At 71.5% G+C, this 20,444-nt stretch carries 12 protein-coding genes; 9 read left to right on the top strand and 3 right to left on the bottom strand.

Annotated elements, in window-relative coordinates:
• Window positions 1–4 precede the first annotated feature (4 nt).
• From CP976_RS03110 to CP976_RS03100, 3 genes are read left to right on the top strand one after another with little or no spacing between them, the layout of a single operon-like run.
• Window positions 5–1,210 carry a nitroreductase family protein gene (locus CP976_RS03110; RefSeq protein WP_150478894.1) on the top strand — a complete coding sequence of 402 codons (1,206 nt, stop codon included), beginning with the start codon at window positions 5–7 and terminating at the stop codon, window positions 1,208–1,210.
• A complete protein-coding gene (locus tag CP976_RS03105; RefSeq protein WP_150478893.1) occupies window positions 1,207–2,946 on the top strand; it encodes an ABC transporter ATP-binding protein/permease in 1,740 nt (579 codons plus the stop codon). Before CP976_RS03110 ends, CP976_RS03105 begins: the two co-directional genes overlap by 4 nt.
• Window positions 2,943–4,721, top strand: a complete 1,779-nt coding sequence (locus CP976_RS03100) for an ABC transporter ATP-binding protein (protein WP_150478892.1) — start codon at window positions 2,943–2,945, stop codon at window positions 4,719–4,721. Before CP976_RS03105 ends, CP976_RS03100 begins: the two co-directional genes overlap by 4 nt.
• Here the strand turns inward: CP976_RS03100 and CP976_RS43550 are convergent.
• From CP976_RS43550 to CP976_RS03090, 3 genes are all read right to left on the bottom strand, one after another.
• Window positions 4,708–4,905, bottom strand: coding sequence for a hypothetical protein (locus CP976_RS43550; protein WP_229876613.1), 198 nt, complete (start codon window positions 4,903–4,905; stop codon window positions 4,708–4,710). The two genes, CP976_RS03100 and CP976_RS43550, sit on opposite strands and share 14 nt — an antisense overlap.
• A gap of 37 nt (window positions 4,906–4,942) precedes the next feature.
• Window positions 4,943–5,182: a hypothetical protein gene (locus CP976_RS43545; protein ID WP_229876614.1), complete on the bottom strand. Its 240-nt coding sequence runs from the start codon at window positions 5,180–5,182 to the stop codon at window positions 4,943–4,945.
• Window positions 5,183–6,832: 1,650 nt separating this feature from the next.
• On the bottom strand, window positions 6,833–7,276 hold the full coding sequence (locus tag CP976_RS03090; protein ID WP_229876615.1) for a hypothetical protein: 444 nt from the start codon (window positions 7,274–7,276) through the stop codon (window positions 6,833–6,835).
• A 498-nt stretch (window positions 7,277–7,774) separates the two neighbouring features.
• Between CP976_RS03090 and CP976_RS03085 the strand changes: the two genes are divergently transcribed.
• From CP976_RS03085 to CP976_RS03060, 6 genes are all read left to right on the top strand, one after another.
• Window positions 7,775–8,338: a hypothetical protein gene (locus CP976_RS03085; RefSeq protein WP_150478891.1), complete on the top strand. Its 564-nt coding sequence runs from the start codon at window positions 7,775–7,777 to the stop codon at window positions 8,336–8,338.
• A gap of 135 nt (window positions 8,339–8,473) precedes the next feature.
• Window positions 8,474–9,991, top strand: a complete 1,518-nt coding sequence (locus CP976_RS03080) for an ABC1 kinase family protein (RefSeq protein ID WP_229876616.1) — start codon at window positions 8,474–8,476, stop codon at window positions 9,989–9,991.
• Window positions 9,992–10,083: 92 nt separating this feature from the next.
• On the top strand, window positions 10,084–11,157 hold the full coding sequence (locus tag CP976_RS03075; protein WP_150478890.1) for a polyprenyl synthetase family protein: 1,074 nt from the start codon (window positions 10,084–10,086) through the stop codon (window positions 11,155–11,157).
• 52 nt (window positions 11,158–11,209) lie between these two features.
• Window positions 11,210–12,295: a terpene synthase family protein gene (locus CP976_RS03070; RefSeq protein WP_208838925.1), complete on the top strand. Its 1,086-nt coding sequence runs from the start codon at window positions 11,210–11,212 to the stop codon at window positions 12,293–12,295.
• A 189-nt stretch (window positions 12,296–12,484) separates the two neighbouring features.
• A complete protein-coding gene (locus CP976_RS03065) occupies window positions 12,485–18,979 on the top strand; it encodes a type I polyketide synthase (protein WP_167537260.1) in 6,495 nt (2,164 codons plus the stop codon).
• Between the two features lie 40 nt (window positions 18,980–19,019).
• On the top strand, window positions 19,020–20,219 hold the full coding sequence (locus CP976_RS03060) for a geranylgeranyl reductase family protein (protein WP_150478888.1): 1,200 nt from the start codon (window positions 19,020–19,022) through the stop codon (window positions 20,217–20,219).
• Window positions 20,220–20,444 lie beyond the last annotated feature (225 nt).

Raw genomic sequence — 20,444 nt, 5'->3', positions numbered from 1 at the left:
CCTCGTGGATCTCGTCACCGCGCTCGCCCGCGCCCGTTCCCCCGAGAAGCCCGGACCGGACACGCCCGCCGGGCCCGCCGTCCACCCGTGGCCGGGACAGCCGCGCTCGCTCCCGGAGGGATGCCCGGGGGAGCTCGACCTGGGTCGGCTGCTCCGCCTCTCCCTGGCGGCCTCGGACGGTGCCGGACGGCTGCGGCCCGCCCCGTCCGCGGGCGCACTGCACCCGGTGGACACCCGGCTCGTCGTGGGCACCGGATGCTCGCTGCCACCCGGGCGTTACGGATACGACCCACTGCGCCACCGTGTGCACTGCCTCGGCCCGGAGCCCGGCGGCGCGCCGCCCGGGGCGACCGTCGAACTGTTCGCCACCCCGCAGCGCACGGTCTCGCACTACGGCCACCGTGCCTGGCCGTTGATCTTGCTGGACACCGGGCACGCCGCCGGGGCGCTGTGGCTCGCGGGGCGCGCGCTGGGTGGGGCACCGGCGACGGTAGGCCTCGACGGGGGCGGTCTTGACAGGGGTGACCAAGCCCCCCTTGCCGCTCTGCACTTCGCGCAGTCCGACGAGGTGCCAGCGGTTCCCGTGGCCCGGAGCCCGCGCCGAGTTCTCCTGGCCGAGGAGGCAGGTGGGGTTTCCTGGCCCGAGGTTGCACACCAGGTCCCGTCACCAGACGTGGGACACCAGGCCGTGGACGTGCCCACGCCCGGCGAGCTGCTGGCCCGCCGCAGCGCCCGGCCACCCCTGCGGGGCACCCCGCCGAGGGACGCCCTGCGTGCGGTGCTCGCCACGGCCGACGAAGCGAGCGCCGGTGCAGTCGGCTGGTGCGTGGCCGTCGGCGAACCTGAGCCCGGACTCGTCGGGTTGGCGCCCGACGGCACCCTGCGACGCCTTGCTGTGGGGGAGGCTCGGCCGACGCTCGCCGCCTGGGCCGCCGGTCAGGCGTGGATCGCGGACACGGGCGCCGTCCTGCTGGGCTACGGCTGTCCGGCGGGCGCAGATGCGCCACTGATCCGCCGGACACACCTGCGCGCGGGCTTCGCCGTCCACCTGGCCCATGTGGCCGCAGTCCGACACGGCCTGTACGGCCGCCCCGTCGGTTCCTGGCAGCAGGCCGATCTCGGCGCCGCCCTGGGCGCCCCGCCGGGCCGCGACTGGATCATCCATGGCCTTGCCCTCGGCACCACCCACTCCGAAGAGGGGTCCTTGTGATCGTTCACCCCGAGCTGCGCCGCGCCGCACACCACGCACGGCGCCCCCTGCTCGCGGCCACCCTCCTGCAGGGGGCCGTCACCGTCACCCACCTCGGCCAGGCCGTACTGCTGGCCGTCGCCCTCGCCGACGTGGCCCAGGGGGACACCGACCGGCTCCCGCTGCTGCTCGGCGCGGTGCTCGGCGTCGTCGTCGCCCGTGCGGGGCTCGGCTACCAGCAGCGGCGTACCGCCACCCGCGCCGGGGCACAGGTCAGGGTGCACCTGCGGGACGAACTCCTCGCCCACCTCGGACGGCTCGGACCCGCGCACCTGACCACCGCGCGCGCCGGAGCAGTCCGCACCACCCTCGTCGACGGGGTCGAGGGCGTGGACGCCTACGTCTCCCGCTACCTACCCCAGCTCCTCATCACCCTCACTGTGCCGCCCCTGCTGCTCGCTGCCCTGACCGCGGTCGAACCGGTCGCTCTCCTCGGCCTCGTACCCGCGCTGCTGCTCGCCCTGTTCGGGCCGCGCGCCTGGGACCGGCTCCTTGCCAGGCGCGGCAAGGAACACTGGGACACCTACGAAGGACTGGGCGCCGACTACCTCGAAGCACTGCAAGGCATGCCCGCGCTACGGGCCGCGGGTGCCGTCGGGCGCACCCGGGAGCGGCTCGAGGCACGGTCGGCGGCGCTGCACCGGGCCACCGTCGCCAAGCTGCGTGTGTCGCTCGTCGACACAGGACTCACCGACCTGGCCATCCAGGGCGGTACGGTGGCCGCCGCGCTGCTCGCCTGCTGGTCGGCCGTCACCGGATCCACCACGGCGACCGGCACGTATCTGGTGCTGCTCCTGGCGTCCGAGTGCTTCCGGCCCGTCCGTGACCTGTCCCGCGAGTGGCACGCCGGATACCTGGGCGTGTCGGCCGCGGACGGCCTCCGGGCACTGCGCACTGCGCAACCGGCGGTTCCCGACACGGGAAGGGCACGAGCACATTGGCCCGGCCCACCCCAAGTGCGCTTCGAGAACGTTGAATTCAGTTACGAGGGCGCCGAGACGCCCGCGCTCCGCAACGTCACCTTCACTGCCGAGGCGGGACGCACCACCGCGATCGTCGGCCCTTCGGGCGCCGGCAAGTCCACCCTGCTCGCCCTGCTCCTGCGCCACCGCGACCCGCAGCGGGGACGGGTCGCCGTCGACGGCCGCGACGTGACCGAGTACGCGCTCGACTCGCTGCGCCAGGGCATCGCGGTCGTCTCTCAGGAGACCTACCTCTTCCACGCCACCATCGCCGACAACCTGCGCCTGGCCCGGCCCGACGCCACGGACGACGACCTCATACGCACGGCACGGACCGCCGGCATCCACGACGAGATCGCCGCTCTCCCCGACGGCTACGCCACCGTCCTCGGCGAACGCGGCGCCACCCTGTCCGGCGGGCAGCGCCAGCGCCTCGCCCTTGCCCGGGCCCTGCTGGCCGATGCCCCGGTGCTCGTCCTCGACGAGGCCACGAGCGCGGTCGACGAACGCCGCGAGGCGGGCATAGTGCGCGAACTGCTGGACGCCGCGGGCGACCGGACCGTCCTGGTCGTCGCCCACCGGCTCGCCGCCGTCCGGCACGCCGACCGCATCGTCGTCCTCGACGGCGGACGCGTGGACGCCGTAGGCGACCACACAGCCCTCGTCGAGGCCGGAGGCGTTTACGCCGAGCTCGTCAAGGCGGGCCACACCTACGAAGGAGGGCTCGCCGCATGAGCACCACGACCGACGCGGGCACCGATGTCACCGTCGGCGGCACCGCCGACGCGACCGAGCCCGCGCGGGGCTCACTGCGCGCCCTGCTGCCCACCCTCGCCGGGCACCGCGCCATGATGGCCCGCACCTGTGCCGCGGCACTCATCGAACAGGGCTCCCTGGTCGCGCTGTTGACGCTCGCCGCGCACACCGTCGGAACCGCCGTCATCGAGGACCGCGCCCCCTCGGCGCTCACGGTCACCGCTCTCGTCGCCCTCGTCCTCGTACGAGCCTTGACGACCTGGCGCGAGATGGACCTCTCCCACGACCTTGCCTACCGAGTTCTGGCCGAACTGCGCGTACGGGTCTTCGACGGGCTCGCCCGCAGCGCACCCGCCCGCGTGGCCGGCCGCCGCAGCGGGGACCTCGCCGCCACCGCCATGGCCGACGTGGAGGCGCTGGAGTTCTTCTACGCCCACACCACCGCACAACTCCTCGCATCCGGTGTGGTGTTCACCGGCGGAGCCGCGGCACTGGCCACGGTGGAGCCGTGGTTGCTGGTAGCGGTGCTGCCGGTCGCCGCGCTGCTCGCCGTCGCACCCTTCGCCGACGCGCGCGGGCGCGCCACGCGCGGGGCCCGCACCAGGACGGCCTCCACGAAGCTCTCGGCCGACACCGTGGAGGCCGTCGACGGGCTGCGTGAACTGCTCGCCTTCGGCGGGCTGAGCGAGCGGCGCGGCCGTCTCGCCGAACAGGGCCGAAGGGTGGGTGACGCACAGCGGGCGGAGGCCACCTGGGAAGCCATGGCCGCCGCCGTCCGCGACGCCCTCATCGTGCTCGCGGTCCTCGGTGTGGTCGCCGCCGCCGCGCAGTCCGTTACCTCCGGGCGGCTGCACGGGGCATGGGCGCCGGCGGCGATGGCGCTCGCCCTGTCCGTGCTGGGACCGGTCGCCGAGTCGGCCAGGGCGCTGAGCCAGGCTGTCGGCCTGCGCTCCGCGGCCGCCCGAGTCCACGCGGCCCTGAAGGCCCCCGCTCTCGCCCCGCCGCCCGCCGCACCCCGACCGCTCCCTCCGGGCCCGCTGGGCATCCGGCTGCACCGCGTGAACTTCGACTACGGGGAACGACGTGTGCTGGACGGGGTCGAGCTGACGGTTCCCGCAGGGCAGACCCTCGCCCTGGTCGGTGCCTCCGGCGCCGGCAAGTCGACCTGCGCCCACCTGCTTGCCCGCTTCTGGGACCCGTCGGAGGGTGCGGTCCACCTGGTTTCCGGCGACGGCCACTTCGTCGACCTTCGCGACCTGGCCGACGCCGACCTGCGCCGTGCCGTTGCCGTCGTGGGTCAGGACACCCCCCTCTTCCACGGCACGCTCGCCGAGAACCTTCGCCTCGCGGCACCGGACGCGGACGACGAACTGCTGGCCGAAACGGCCATGCTGTGCGGGGTCGACCAGATCGCCCCCATGGACTCACTCATCGGGGAGCGCGGCACCACCCTCTCCGGTGGCCAGCGTGCCAGGATCGCTCTCGCCCGTGCGTTGTTGGCCCGGCCCCGGATCCTCGTGCTGGACGAGACCACCGCGCATCTGGACAACGCCGGCGACGCCCAACTCGCCACCGCGGTCGCCCAGGGCAACCGCACCACCGTCGTCATCGCCCACCGCCCTGCCACCATCCGCCGCGCCGACCGCATCGCCGTCCTCGAAGCCGGCCGGATCGTGGAGGAGGGCACCTGGGACGACCTCACCGCCCGCACCGATGGCGCACTCAACCGTGTGTTGGCCGTCACGCCGTCCTGAACTCGGGCGCGTCCCGGTACTCACCGACCTTTCGGTGCTTGAGCCGCTCGTACTGGCAGGTGGTCCGGTTGACCTGCTCGGTGATGCGGTAGACGTCGTCGGCGACGATGTTGTCGAGGTTGACCGCGAACGCCTCGCCGTTGCGCATGCCGCATCCGCTCATCAGGTCGGCGACCAGCAGCAAGCTGTCGTCACCGGCAGTGCGTATCTGCCGCAGAGTCTCAGGCGAACAGTCCCAGCCGGTTCGTATCCAGCAAGATCGCCTTCAGCTTGTCGAACGCGTTCGCCTGAGCCGCCAGGCCAACCCCGTTACGCTCCATGGTCTGAAGAAAGCCCTCGACCACCTTGTGGTCGAAGGTGTTCATCCGCCGACTGCCCAGCAGCGGCAGCAGATGGATGTTCAGCAGCGACTCCAAGTGCACCACCGAGGCCGAACCCAGATCCCGCTGGCCGGCCTCCACTCGCCGGCGTACTCCTCGAACCGCATCGCGCCGTACCGGGCGATCCGCTCCGCCTTCGCCCGACCCCGCGGCGCCGCCTTCTTCGCCTTGTAGATTTCCGTCCAACGCTCGGCGGCGGCATCCTGGGTCGCGAACCCGGACTCCTCCAACTTCCGCCCCGCCGCCGACCGATACCGGATCCTGTACGAGTGGGGACCACCGCGACCGCGGATGCTCACACTCCTTGAAAAACGACCCCATCCCACGAACCAGGGCAGCGGAACCCATGGTTGCTGACTCCTCCACGACCGATGCTGACAGCTTGCTGACCCTCACCGGTTCGGAACACCGCTGACCTGCACTGATGTGCGCAGGATTCGCTATGTTCTGGAACTGACCTCGGGAACGCTTCTGCGTTGGTGGCCGCGCCGGACGGACGGCGGTTGGGTGATTCCTGCCGCCTCCCAGCTGCCTGCCGGAAGACGTCCGAACAGCCCGGCTGGCCCAGCCGGTGCGTTTGGCGGTTCCATGGTGTGGCTGTCTGTGGGCAGCTGTGGCAGGACTCTTGCTGACCTGATGATGACTTTGCTGACGTTTCGTCAGGTTGGGGTGTGAGGTTCTTCTCCCAGCTTCGGCGCTTGCGCAGGCGTTTGCAGGTTCGGTGGTGTCCGGACCGATGCTGACCTGGCTGGCGGTCGAGTCAGGCGTTGCGGAAGGGCAGCGTCACTCACATTGCCGCCTTGTGGAGAGTTCGTCCTCGGGGCGATCCTGTTCGCCGCGATATGGCCCCGCTTCTTCCGCTGCGGACCCCTGGAGTACCTGCTCAACGCCGCCACCAAGCCGGCGAAGCACATCCGATGAGGCCCGGCCGGGGTGGCTCGACCTCCACATCCCACCGCGGCATGGACGGCTCGCAGATCCAGCAGTCACTGGGCGGCCCGCGGCCTCCACCGGCTGCTCGGCCGGCAGCGTGTGAACGGCCGGAGATCCGTTCTCGGCGAGCCAGTCATGAGGGAGCGGCAAGCGTGTCGGTCGGCACAGGGCTCTTTCGGTGATCGCAGGTTGATGTGTCCACGGGTGCATGAGCGCTGGTGGTCATACGCCTCCCCCGAGGGGGTGGCGATGCCTGTCGCGTCTCGACGGAGCGCACGGAGTTCTGCCGTCCGCCGCCGAGCCGGCGCACGACCGAGGACAGGAACTGGGGGATGTAGAACTCGTCGAAGCTGGTGATGAAGGAGAAGATCGCCGCCGTCCGGCGGCATCACGTCAACCAGGGCTCACAGATCACGGCTCGGAGCGAGACCCACACCCGACCGGCCCCCGTCCGGGTGTGGGTCACGGCAAGCACCCTCCGGATCGCTGAGACCCAGATGAGCAAAGCCAGCTCCTGAACCACGAGACATGGCCCACGCACAAGTTGTGAAGGCACCGCGCCGGCAGAGCACCGGCCAAGTCATGGATCACCGCGAACGTGTCCACGCGGGCCGCTCCACCGCGCACGCTGCTCTTCCCGACGTGTCGTGGGGACATGGCAGAGCTGGTGCGCGCAACCCTGATTCCGGGTCGTGCACTCCCGTGCACAGGAAGAGCGCGGGCAGCTGACTGGCCCCGGGAGAGAGCGGGGCAGCAGGACACGGTTCGCCTGAAGGCGAGCGGCAGGCGTCCTGGTGGTCAGTCGTCGTACCGCTTGAGGTAGAGCTGCTTGCCGTATTCCTGGCCCAGCCACAGGCGCCGGTCTTCCCCGAAGTCGGCGAGGTTCGGATTGTCGAAGCTGTGTGGATGGTCGGTGTCGGCGTTGACGTTGACGACGATGCGTTCGAGGCACCACGCGGGGTCGGGGCCCACGGGCTCGAACCTCACGTAGACGGGGTAGCGGTCGAGGTCGTCGGTGTCCAGCTGCGGCCTTCTCGGATCGTTGTAGGCGGGGTTCTCGACGTTGGCGTCCTCACCGAGCACGAAGGTCCAGTTGTCACCGGTCCGGGTGCCGCTGGCGGTTCCGGAGGCGTTGAGCACGAACTCGCGGCCGGCGATGCCCAGGTAGACCCACCCCTGGGTTCCCCCGTGCGGTACGTCGGCGGTGCGGACATGCGCCTCGATCCTCGTGATCCTTGCCATTGGAAGTGCCCTCCTTTCTCCCGCCGAATTTCCCCGGCGGCTCTCTGAGTCTTTCTGCATTAATCCCCCCGGGGTGGGCCGCTGAATCCGCTTGCGCTGCAATGACTTTTTGATCGTGTTTGAGTCGAGAGTGAGGGCGGGGCTGCGTCCGCTAAGCCCTTCCGGCGGTATGTAGATAGCAATTACAGAACCAGGATGCCGGGTCTCCAGGTAGCGGACACAGGCGTATCGGCGCGGCTCTCCCCGCCCGGCGGTCGTTTGCGCCCCCACCGGTATCCCGGCGCGCGACGGCGCACGGAGCCTGCGGGGAGAGCGCTTCGCTCAATTGAATGAACCGTTGCGGGGGCGTGTTTCCATGTGGTGCCACAGGTCAGAATGAAGAAAGTCGGCAGGAAACAACCTGCGCTTTCATGCAGGCGAGTGCGGGCCCGATTCAGCGCATTCACTGGGCCTGCGAGGGTAATTCCTCGTCTCTCTTTTCCGGAAAGGGTGCATAGCATGTCCCGTCGCCGTTCCCGTACGTCGTTCAGTCATGCGCTGCGCAATATCGTGCGTGCCACGGAGGATCTGGTGGACGACGCCCTGGACAGGGCGGGTGATTTTGAATGCGGTCTGCGGAGATCGGTCAGCCGGGCCCTGGATGACGACGACTACGACGACCATCGCGATCGCCGCGGCCACGACTACTACGACTGCGACTACGACGATGATGACTGGGGCGGACCCCGCGACCGTCAGCACCGCCGCGGTCGCCGCCCAGGGGACGGGCCCCGCCGTCGGCTCGGACCGGACGAGGGTGAGCCCTACGCGTCCGTTCCCCCGCCGGGTTCGCGTCTCCGCTCGGACGACGACCACCCCGACGGGGACCCGGACGAGCTCACGGCGCTCAAGGATCAGCTGGAGCTGCTGCGGGGGCGGATGGGGAGGCGGTTGGGCGAGGGGGACCACCCGGGGGGCCGGGGGAGGGTGCCGCGGGCCCGGGGGGCGGAGGACGCGGAAGCCCTGAAAGACGAGCTGGCGCGATTGGCCGATCGCATCGACCGTTTCCGCGATGCGCGCTGACCCTGTGCCGGGCTGCTGTGTGCCGTCCCAGGCCCGTCCGTCCCCCGGGCGGGCCGGGGACGGACGGGGCGGCCCGGTCCGGGAGCACGAGCGGGCCGGGGACGGACGGGGCGGCCCGGTCCGGGAGCACGAGCGATGAGCGCGGGCCGGGGGCGTGTGCTGATGCGGGTGCTCACTCACCTGGTCCGCCAGGAGGCGGCGCTCGCGGCCACGCCCGTGCCCGGAGCGGCCGAGGGAGGGGACGCCCGGGCCGTACGCCGGGCCCGCAACGTCCGCCGTGCGCTGGAGAGTCTCGGGCCCTTCTATGTGAAGGTCGGCCAGATGCTGGCCACCCGGCCCGACATCGTGACCCCCGAGATGATCGGCGAGTTCGAAAAGCTGCAGGACGAGGTATCGCCCGCTCCCTTCGGTGACTTCGAGCCAGTCCTCCGGCAAGAGCTCGGAGCCGGCTGGGCCGCGCGGTTCCGTGACATCGACACCCAGCACCCCCTGGGCACGGCCTCGCTGTCCCAGGTGTACCGGGCGGAACTGCCGGACGGCCGGCCGGTTGCGGTGAAAGTCCAGCGTCCCGGTGTGCGCGAGACGGTCGAGGCGGACATGCAGCTCATGGGCTCCCTGTCCCGCTTTGTCTCCCGGCGGGCATGGCGTTTCAACGAGGTCATCGACGTCGAGGCCATGCTCAATGTGGTCTTCGACGCGATGCGGCCCGAACTCGACTTCGTGATGGAAGCCCGGAACATGACCGAGGCGGCCAAAGCCGCGGAGGACTTCGACTACGTCCAGGTCCCCGAGGTGGTCGAAGCCACCGGGCGGGTCCTGGTGCAGGGACTCGCTCCGGGGACGCCGATCCGGGAGGCGGACAAGGACCGGTTCGACGCCGAGGAACGCAAGGCCATCGGGCAGGACCTGCTGGCCTTCATGTACCGGGGCTACTTCGTGGACCGCATCTTCCACGCGGACCCGCACCCGGGCAACATCTTCGTCGCCCCCGGCCACCCGGCCACCCTGATCGACTGGGGCATGGTCGGACGCATCGACCGGCCCATGAGCACCAGCATCCTGCTGCTGCTGCTCAACCTGGCGATGAACGACGGAGCCGGTACCGCCCGGGCCTGGATCGACATGGGCAGCGCCACCTCGTGGGCGAACACCCCCGCGTTCGCCGGGGACATGGCTTCGCTGGTGCCGCAGATCGCCACGGCCTCCCTGGAGGAGCTCAACTTCGGAGTGACCCTCACCGCCGTGCTGCAGCACTCCACCCGTCGTGGCATCCGCACCAGCCCCATGGTCTCCATCCTGGGCAAGTCCTTCGCCAACATCGAGGGGTCCATCCGGCACCTGTGCCCGGAGCTCTCGCTCATCGACGTCTTCTCCGAGGAACTGGTCGGCATCGTCACCGACCTGGTCAAGGAGTCGCTCTCTCCGCAGCAGGCCGTCAGGACAGCCCTGGAGGTGATCACGGCCGGAGCCGCGGCGCCACAGCAGCTGCGCGGAATCACCAAGGACCTGTCCAACCGGGACCTGACCATGCGCATGAACCTCAACGGCTCCCGCTCGGCCCGACGTTCCACCGGCCTGCGCAGAGGAGCGGCGGACGTGTCGTTCGCGCTCGCCACCGCGATGCTCTGGAACCACTACACCAAGGACCGGTGACCGGTGCGTCATCCGCCCCGACCCCACCCCCACACCCGACCTCACCCCCACGCCCGCTCCCGTCCGCCGGCCTGCCCGCAGGGAGAAATCCCATGAGCACCGACCTCGCTGCCACGCTCGACCTCGACGCCGTCCAGGACCGCATCGAGACCGTCCTGGCCGATTTCCTGCGCCGCTCACCAGCCGGCATTCCCTCCCAGAAGGGCGGAGGCGGCGAACTGACCCATGCCCTGGCCGATTTCGTCCTCGCGCCCGGCAAGCGCATCCGGCCCCTGCTGTGCGTCCTGGGCTGGCACGCGGCGGGCGGCGGCGACGGGGAGGAAAGCCTGTGGCGGATGGCAGCGAGCCTGGAGGTCTTCCACGCCTTCGCTCTGATCCACGACGACATCATCGACAACAGTCCCACCCGCCGCGGCCGCCCCAGCACGCACCGGGCCTTCGCGGCCCGGCACCGGGCCAGGCCGGACGCCGACGCCTTCGGCGTCCACGCCGCGATCCTCCTCGGTGACCTCGCCCTCGTCTGCTCCGACGCCCTCATGAACTCGGCCGGACTGAGCAAGCGCCAGCGGCGGACGGTGCTGCCGCTGGTCGACGCCATGCGCGGCGAGGTATTGCTGGGCCAGCACCTGGACCTGCTGGCCACCGGACGACCCACCGGCGACGTCGACGAGGCGATGGCCATCACCCGCTTGAAGACTGCCAAGTACACCGTTGAACGGCCCCTGCACCTGGGGGCCGCCCTCGCCGGCGCCGACCGAGACCTGCTCGCCTTGTGTTCCGCCTACGCGCTTCCCCTGGGAGAGGCCTTCCAGCTGCGAGACGACCTCCTCGGTGTCTTCGGCGACCCGGCCCTGACCGGCAAGCCGGTCCTCGAGGACCTCCGCTCGGGCAAGGCCACCGTCCTCATGGCTCTTGCCATCCGGCGGGTCACGCCCGAACAGCGCAGAACACTCGACGCGCTGGTCGGCCGGGCGGACCTCGGCGAAGAGGACGCCGTGCGCATCCGGCGCATCCTCCAGCACACCGGCGCCCGCGACACCGTCGAGTCCATGATCATCGAGCGGTACGAGAGGGCGCTGGCCGCCCTCGACACCGACCTGCTCGCGCCGCCGATCGCCGCCGCGCTCCGGCAGATCGCGGCCCGCGCCGTCATCCGGACCGCCTGACCACGTCCGCTGCACGCCGCTGAACTCCCTGTGCCGCGTGAGAGGAGCCCCCGTGGCCGGTATTGCCCTCGACGCCCCGCCTTTCTACTGCCCCATCGAATCCGCCATCCATCCCGAGGCCGAGGAGACCGAGCGACGGGCTCTGGCGTGGATCGACCGCAGCGGTCTGTGCCGCACCGAGACCGATCGCGCCCTGTACGCCGCCACCCGCAGCGCCGACTTCTATGCACGCTTCGCCCCGCACGCCGATCCCGACCGGCTGTGGATCGCGGCCTGCTGGGTCTACTGGGGTTTCGCCTTCGACGACGCCCGCTGCGACGAGGGGCCGCTCGCTGCCGACCCCGCCGCCTTCGCCACTACGGCCTTCTCGGTGCAGCGCGCCCTGGAGGTACCGGGCCACCTGCACTGCGCCGACCCGTACGCGGCCGCCGTGCACGAGATCGGGGAACTCTTCCGCGCGGCAGCCGGCCCCGTACAGAACCGCCGCTTCCAGCAGGCCCACCGTGCCTGGCTCACCGGCGTCCAGTGGCAGATCGGCAACCGGGCCACCGGCCGCATGCCCGACCTCGACGACTATCTCAGTATGCGGCTGCACTCAGCCGGCGGAGGGCCCACCTACGCCATGCTCGAAATCGCCAACGGCTTCGACGTGCCGGACCGGGAGATGGACTCACCCGCGGTCCGCGCCCTGACCGAGATGGCCATGATGGTCGCGTCACTCGACAACGACCACCACTCACGGCTCCGCGAGACCAGCCGCCGGCAGACCGAACAGAGCATCTTCAACGTCCTCATGACCCGCCACGGCTACTCCCCCCGCCAAGCCGTCGACGAGGCCGTCGCTGTGCGTGACGCCGTGCTGGAGCGATTTCTCAGCCTGCGCGACCGGGTCAATCCCCGCGCCAGCAGCCCTCTGCGCCACTACCTCACCGACCTCGGGCACGGCATCCGCGGCAACATCGAATGGGGACTGCGCGTCCCCCGCTACCTCAGCCCGGACGGCGTCGCCCCCGCCCAGCGGGCCCGCATTCCCGCCCAAACGGCCACCAGCCACTGGACCGACACTCCCCGCACCAGCCGGCAGGACCCGCGGCGACTGCCGTCCATCGCCTGGTGGTGGAACGACCTCGCCTTTTGAGGAATCGCCCGGACGGTGACGCGGCCGGCCGCGTCGGCGTGTTCCTGCCCGCAGACCGAGCGCCCTTGGGATACGCCCCGTCGGGTGCCGAAGCAAACCAATGTCTCAAGTTCGATGCGAGGCGCGGCCGAGCACGTTCCGGAGTTCGGCCGCGTCCCCGACATCTTCGTGGTGAAGGACGGAGAGCCCATGCATGCGCGACCTGGCGTCGAGGAGCCCGCAGCGAGTCAGGACGAACCCATCGCGGTCGTCGGAGCCGCCTGCCGATTCCCTGGTGAGGTCCGTTCCCTCACCTCACTGTGGCGGTTGCTGATGGCACGTCGGGAGACCGTGCGGGAGGTGCCCCCTGAACGGTGGGAGCAGGCGGAGCTGACCGGTCTTCCCGCCCAGGTGGCGGCCCGGCTGCGCTACGGCTGCTTCCTGGACGACGATGTCTACGCCTATGAGCCGGAGTTCTTCGGAATCAACGCACAGGAAGCACCCTGGGTGGATCCGGAGCACCGGCTGCTCGCCGAAGTGGTCTGGGAGGCCATCGAGCACGCCGGAATCCCGGCCCAACGGCTGTCGGGCACGCCGACGGGCATGTTCTTCGGTATCTACCAGAAGGACTACATGCTGCGTGTGCAACGGCCTCTGGAAGAGGTCAACGCCTACGCGATGTACACCGGCTTCGACAGCATCGGTCCCGGCCGCGTGGGGTTCATGCTGAACCTCAGGGGGCCGCAGGTCGTCGTGGAGAGCGCCTGCGCGTCCGGACTGGTCGCCGTGCACTCCGCCTGCCAGAGCCTGCGGACCGGTGAGTCGGATGTGGCGCTGGCCGGTGCCGCCATGCTGGCTCTGGGGTCGCAGGGGGTCATCGCCCCGGCGTTGTGGGGCGTTTTCTCCCCTACGGGCCGCTGCCACGCCTTCGACGCCGCCGCCGACGGCTACGTACGGGGCGAGGGCTGTGGTGTGGTCGTGCTCAAGCGGCTGGAGGATGCGGTACGGGCGGGGGACCGGGTACTGGCGGTGCTGCGCGGCACGGCGGTCAATCAGAACGGCCGGGGCACGCGGCTGAGCGCGCCCTCGGAGCCCGCGCAGATCGATCTCTACCGTCTGGCGCTGGAGCGCGCGGGCGTCGACGCCGGGGACGTCGGCATGGTGGAGGCGCACGGCCCTGGCACGGCGGTGGGCGACCCCATCGAGTTCGCCGCAGTGGCCACCGTGTACGGCAAGGGACGGGACCGGTGTGCGCTGGGTTCGGTGAAGACGAACATCGGCCACACGGAACCGGTGTCGGGCGTGGCGGGCCTGCTGAAGGCCATCGCGTCCCTGCGCCACGGCATGGTGCCGGCCAGCCTGCACTTCCGGGACTGGAACCCGCAGATCGACCCCAGCGGCACCCGGCTGTTCGTGCCCACCGACACGGTGGAGTGGCCGGTGCGGAACGGCACCCGGCTGGCCGCGGTGTCCTCCTTCGGTATCAGCGGCACCAATGTGCACGTCGTGCTGGAGCAGCCTCCCGCTTCCAGCCCCGTACGGCGCGACGTCCGTCCCCTTCCGTCCGGCGAATCCGGCCCGCCCCGGGCCGACGAGGCGCTGCGCGTGTTCCCGCTGTCCGCCGGCACTCCCGTGGCCCTGCGGTCCGCGGCCGGACGACTGGCGCAGTGGCTGCGGGGAGAAGGGGCGCGGGTCCCCCTGGGAGACGTGGCGCACACGCTGGCCGTGCGCCGTTCGCCCGCCCGGGAACGAGCCGCCGTCGTCGCCGCCGACCGGTCGGAGCTGGTGGCACGGCTGGAGGAACTGGCAGCCGGGACCCCGCCCACCGCCGGGGTGGCGACCGGCAGTGCGGTGCCGGATGCCGGGCAGCGGGTGGTGTGGGTCTTCTCGGGACACGGCTCGCAGTGGGCGGGAATGTGTCGGCAACTGCTGGATCACGACCCGGAGTTCACCCGGGTCATCGACGAACTCGAACCGCTCGTGGCCGAGGAGTCCGGCTTCTCCCTGCGTCAGACCCTGTGCCGCCCCGAGGTGGTGACCGGGTTCGATCGGGTGCAGCCGGTGATTTTCGCCATCCAGTTGGGTCTGGCGGCGATGTGGCGGTCCCACGGCGTCGAGCCGGCGGCCGTGATCGGCCACTCCATGGGTGAGGTGGCCGCCGCGGTGGCCGCCGGAGCGTTGAGCGTCCGGGACGGAGTGCGGGTCATCTGCCGGCGGTCGCGCCTGATCCTGCGGACCGCCGGGCAGGGCCTGATGGCCTCGGTCGCGCTCAGTCGTGCCGAGGTCGAACGGCTGCTGGCGGAACAGGACGTGCGAGGGGTCGGTGTCGCGGTCGTCGCATCGCCGGAGAACACCGTGATCGGTGGGGACGCCGACCACATCCGCCAACTCGCCGAGGAGTGGGACGCGCGCGGCGTGGGCATCCGCGTGATCGAGGTGGACGTCGCCTCGCACACCGCCCACATGGACCCTGTCCTGCCCGACCTCGCCGACGCGCTCGCCGACATCACCGGCGGATCGTCGGTGACCGCTTTCTACAGCACCGTCGCCGACGACCCGCGCGAACACCCCGCATTCGACGCCGCCTACTGGTCGGACAACCTGCGCCGCGTGGTGCGCTTCGCGGACGCGGTACAGGCCGCGGCCGAGGACGGGCACCGGTTGTTCCTGGAGATCGGCCCCCACCCGGTGCTGGCCCAACCGGTACAGGCCACGCTCGCCGCGCACGGCCACAGCGACACCGCGGTGGTGCCCTCCCTGCTGCGCGACACCGACGACGCGCTGGCGTTCCACACCCACGTGGCGGCGCTGCACTGCGCCGGCCACCCGCTGGACTGGGCCGACCGGTACGGCGACGGCGCCCTGGCCGACGTACCGCCGACCACCTGGGAGCGCACGCGGTACGTCGTCGCCCCCTCCCCCCTGAGTCAGTCGGCCGGGGTTCGCTCCCTGCATTCCGCACATCCGCTCACCGGACCGCACACCACGGACCCCGACGGCGAGGGACGGCATCTGTGGCAGACCCGCATCAGCCCCGCGACGCTGGCCTGGCTGGACGCGCACCGCGTCAACGATGTCGTCGTGGTGCCCGGTGCCGCTCTGTGCGAGATGGCCGTCGCCGCCGCCGCCGACCTCTACAGCACGGGGCCGGAGCGCCTGCGCATCACCGACGTCGACCTGGAACGACTGCTGCTGCCGGCCTCCGACGGCACGTCCGTCACCGCCACCGCCGAGGCAACCGGACCGGACACCGCCCGCTGGCGTGTGATCAGCACGGCTGCCGACGGAACGTGCGTCCAGCACGCGCAGGCGGGTCTGCAGGCGGCGCCCCGAGAAGAACCCGTTCCGGAAGGCTGCGATCCACAGCATCTGCTGGCGCAGTTCCCGCACGCCGTGGACGCGTCGGACGTCTACCGGCAGATGCGCGAGGAGCGCGGCGTGCACCACGGCTCGCCGTTCCTCGGTCTTCAGGCCCTGTACACGGACGAGGCACCTGAGCGGTCCTCGGCGTGCTTCGAAAGCACCCGCCTCCTGGCCCGCGTCCACGTTCCCGATGAGGGCCGGGCCGGCGCGCAAGCGCTCCACTGCCACCCCGTCGTCCTGGACACGTGCCTTCAGGCCGTCGCGGGCGCCGTCCTGCGCACCGGCACGGTGCCCGCCGGCGGCATCCTGCCACGGCGCATCGAGGCGCTACGGCTGTACGGACGGGTCCCGCTGAGTGGGTACTGTCTGGTCACGCTCGGGCGGATGGACGGCGACCGGTACACGGCAAACTTCCGGCTGTGGGCCGACGACGGGGCCGTGGCGGCGGACGCCACCGGAGTGGAGTTCCGTCACGTACCCGCCGAGAGCGCGGAAGAGCGCTTCGCCGGCCGTCTGCTCCGGGCGTCCTGGGAGCCCTGCGAGCGCGCCGCGCCGCAACGGGCGACCGGAACGTGGACCCTGTTGGGGGAACCCGGGCGCGAATCGTTCACGACCGCGCTGGGCGCTGCCTTGCAGGAGCGGGGCGCCGCGGTGGACATCCGGACGCTCACTCCGGAAGACATCTCAGGGGACAACCCCGCACCACTGTTGTCGTCAGAGCCCGGCGGACAGGCGCCGCAGGCGGTGGTGTACCTGCCGGCACCCGGCACCGCGTCTCTGCCCCCCGACCGCCTGGCACGGGAGCAGGTCGCCCGCCTCGTGGGAACCGCCCGTGCGCTGGCGGGCACCGCGAGGGACGGAGCGGCGCCGCGGCTGTGGACCGTCACCGGCACAGCGCAGCAGGTCGCGTCCGGCGACCTGCCGGACCTGGGGCAGGCAGGTCTGCGCGGGCTGGTCCGGGTCCTGAGCTACGAGCACCCCGAACTGCGCCCCGGCATCCTGGACATCGACCCGCAGACACCGGTCGAGGAAGTGGCCGCCGAACTGCTGTCCTGCCCCGACGAGCAGGACGAGATCGCCTACCGGTGCGGGACGCGGCACGTGGCCCGGCTGCGCAACGCCCCGCTGGACGAGCACGAACGCCGCCGGGCCACCGTCGACAGAGCGCACGACCGGGTGGCCCTGTACCTGGCACGCTCCGGTGACCTGGACTCCTTCGAGTTCGTCGCACAATCCCGCTCCCGCCCCGGACCGGGCGAGGTCGAGGTCCGCCTCGACGCCACCAGCGTCAACTTCATCAACGTGCTCCAGGCCATGGGCGTGTACCAGCGCTTCAGCGCGGGCGAGGAGCGCCCGGACGTCTGCGCGTTCGACGGCGCGGGCGTCGTCACCGCCGTCGGCGACGGCGTCCGGGACGTACGGGTGGGGGACCGCGTGGCCGCGATGTTCGTGGACGCGGAGCAGACCGCCGTCATGTCCTCCTTCACGACCGTCCGCGCCGACTGCCTCCTGCCGGTGCCGGACGGGATGAGCGCGCAGGACGCCGCCGGCCTGCCGTGCGCCTATCTGACCGCCTGGTACGCCCTGCGGCACCTGGCCCGGCTCCGGCCCGGCGAGAAGGTGCTCATCCACTCGGCGAGCGGCGGCACTGGTCTCGCCGCGCTGAACCTCGCGCGAGCCTGTGGCGCCGAAGTACTGGCCACCGCGGGCAGCGAGGCCAAGCGGGCCTACCTGCGTGGCCTGGGCGTCCCGCACGTCATGGACTCCCGGACCCTGGACTTCGCCGACCAGGTGCGCGACCTCACCAAGGGCGGCGGCGTCGACGTCGTACTCAACTCCCTGACCGGCCCAGCGCAGTCCGCCGGCCTGGAGCTACTGGCGCATCGGGGCCGGTTCATCGAACTCGGCAAGCGGGACATCTACGCCAACACCCGTCTCGGGCTGCTGCCCTTCCGCCGCAACGTCACCTTCGCCGGTGTCGACGTGCTGATGATGATGCAGCAAGACCCGGACCTGCTCGCCGAGGGCTACCGCGAACTGGCCGGCATGCTCGTGGGCGGCACCCTGCCGCTGCTGCCCGTCACAGAACACCCCGTCACCGAGGCGCCGTCGGCCTTCCACACCATGGCTTCCGCCCGGCACACCGGCAAACTCGTCCTCACCTGGCCCGCCGAGGGCACGGACACCCTGCCCATGCGGCCCGAGGACGTCCCCGTCGTACGGCCCGACGCGAGCTATCTGGTCACGGGCGGGCTCGGCGGCCTGGGGCTCCTGGTCGCCCGGTGGCTGGCCGAACGAGGTGCCGCGGCCGTCGTACTCACCTCCCGCAGCGCCCCCACCGCGGCCACCCGTTCCGCCCTCGACGCCGTCACCGCCGACTTCGGCACCCGCATCGAGGTCGTGTGCGGGGACCTCGCCGAGCCGGGCGTCGCCGACACCCTCGTCCGGGCCTCCCTGGACACGGGCAACCCGCTGCGCGGGGTCGTCCACGCCGCAGCCGTCGTCGAGGACGCCACCGTCGCCAATCTCTCCCACACCCTCCTGGAGAAGGTCTGGCGTCCCAAGGCGACCGGAGCCTGGCTGCTCCACCACGCCACGGCCGGCCAGGAGCTGGACTGGTGGGTCACCTTCTCCTCCGCCGCCTCCCTGCTGGGCAACCCCGGCCAGGGCGCCTACGCGGCCGCCAACGCCTGGCTGGACGAGTTCACCTCCTGGCGCCGGGCCCAGGGGCTGCCGGCCACCTGCGTCAACTGGGGGCCGTGGGCGGAGGTCGGCCGCGGCGCCGGAATGGCGGAACGCGGCTACGCCATGATCGCGCCCGTGGAGGGCATCGCCGCCCTGGAGCGCATCCTCGCCCACGACCGCGACCGCACCGCCTACACTCCCGTGGACCTGTCGCGGTGGCTGGAGTCCTATCCCGCCACCGCCCGCACCGCCTTCTTCGCCGAACTGGCCGCTCCAGCAGCGGGTGCGGATTCCTCTGACGCCCGCAACGCCCTGCTGCAATCCCTGCGGGAAACGGACAGCCCCCAGCAGCGTCAGCAGCTGCTGCAGTCCCGGGTCGTCGAACACATTGCCGCGGTGCTGCGGCTGGGAACCGACCGGTTCGACGCCAACACGTCCCTGGTCACCCTCGGCCTGGACTCGCTCATGGCCATCGCCCTGCGCAACCGCCTGCAACGCGAACTGGCCCTGGACATCCCCACCACGGTGATGTGGACCCACCCGACGGCCTCCGCGCTCACCCGCTACCTCCTGGCCCGCCTCCACCCCGAGCAGGAACCGGACGACGCCTCCTGCGCGACGGACCCGGCCGTCACCTCGTCAGCCGTCCCCGGCTGACGGTCCCTACCCGCCCGCCCGATCGCTAGGTGGCCACCGCATGCACCCTCCTTCCGCCCCCACTCGCACCCCCGGCACGTGGGACGTGATCGTCGTCGGCGCCGGCCCGGCCGGCGCCACCGCCGCCCGAGTCGCCGCCGAGAACGGTTGTCGGACGCTGCTGCTGGAGCGCGCCGCCATCCCCCGCTACAAGACCTGCGGCGGCGGCCTCATCGGAGCATCCCTCGCCGCCCTGCCCCCCGATCTGCCCCTGAACATCTACGACACGGCCCGGCAGTTCACCTTCAGCCTCAACGGCCGCAGAGAACGCACCCTGGTCTCCGGTTCCCCGACCATCGCCATGGTCTACCGCAGCGAACTCGACGCCGCGCTGACCGAGGCCGCCGCCGCGGCAGGCGCGGAGGTCCGGGACAGCACCGCGCTGGCCACCCTGCAGCAACAGGGCGACACCGTCACCGTGAAGACCAACCGCGGCGACACGCTCCGCGCCCGAGCCGTCGTCGGCGCCGACGGCAGCGCCAGCAGAGTCGCCCGGTACGTAGGAGTGCGGTGCGCACAGGTCGACCTCGCCCTGGAGGCCGAAGTACCGGTCGACACGCGGACGGCCGACCGCTGGCGAGGCCGTCTCCTGATGGAATGGGGGCCGCTGCCGGGCTCCTTCGGCTGGGTCTTCCCCAAAGGGGACGTCTGCACCGCCGGAGTGGTGGCCGCCCGCGGCGAGCCCGCCGCACTGCGCGCCTACAAGGACGACTTCCTCGAACGCCACGGACTTCGCGGCCCCCGTCCCCTCCACGACACCGGCCACCTGACGCGGTGCCGCCACCCCGGCTCCCCACTGGCCCGCGGGCGCGTGCTCGTCGCCGGCGACGCCGCGGCTCTCGTCGACCACTGGTCCCGCGAAGGCATCTCCTACGCGCTGCGCTCAGGAGATCTCGCGGGCCACGCCGCTGCCCGCCTCGTCACCGCCGCCGACGAGGCGGAGGCGCACACCACCGCCGTCCGCTACGGACAGCAGGTCGACGACGTCCTCGGCGTCGAAATGCGCGCCAGTGGCACGCTGATGGACCTCTTCACCCGCAACCCCGGCCTCGTCCACACAGCCCTGACCCGCCTGCCGCCGGCGTGGCGCCGTCTCGACGCCTACATCGCCGGCCGCACCAGCGTCGCAGGAATCATGACCACACCGTTCGCACGCACCGCCACTGCTCTCGCCACCCGCCTCCCACGCAGGCCTGCCTGAACCCTCCCCCGATTCGCACCCGACATCGCTTGGCCGCAGGTGCGTAGCGGCGGAGCTGGGGTTGGGCGACCGGCGGACCGTCCGGGCAGGACGGACCCATCTCCTCAGCTCCGGAGGCAGGTTTTCGATGCATCTGCGTCCAGGCGAGACCGAGGCCGTTGGCTGGCGGGTGGTGACCGTGCTCGACGCCGTCCGGCAACTGCGGTCCGGGGAACCGCGGCCGAC

Origin of the sequence: Streptomyces coeruleorubidus (assembly GCF_008705135.1) — a bacterium.
GTDB classification, from domain to species: Bacteria; Actinomycetota; Actinomycetes; order Streptomycetales; family Streptomycetaceae; genus Streptomyces; species Streptomyces coeruleofuscus.
Note: the sequence above shows the minus strand (reverse complement) of the source record. Positions and strands in the feature narration are given on the sequence as shown.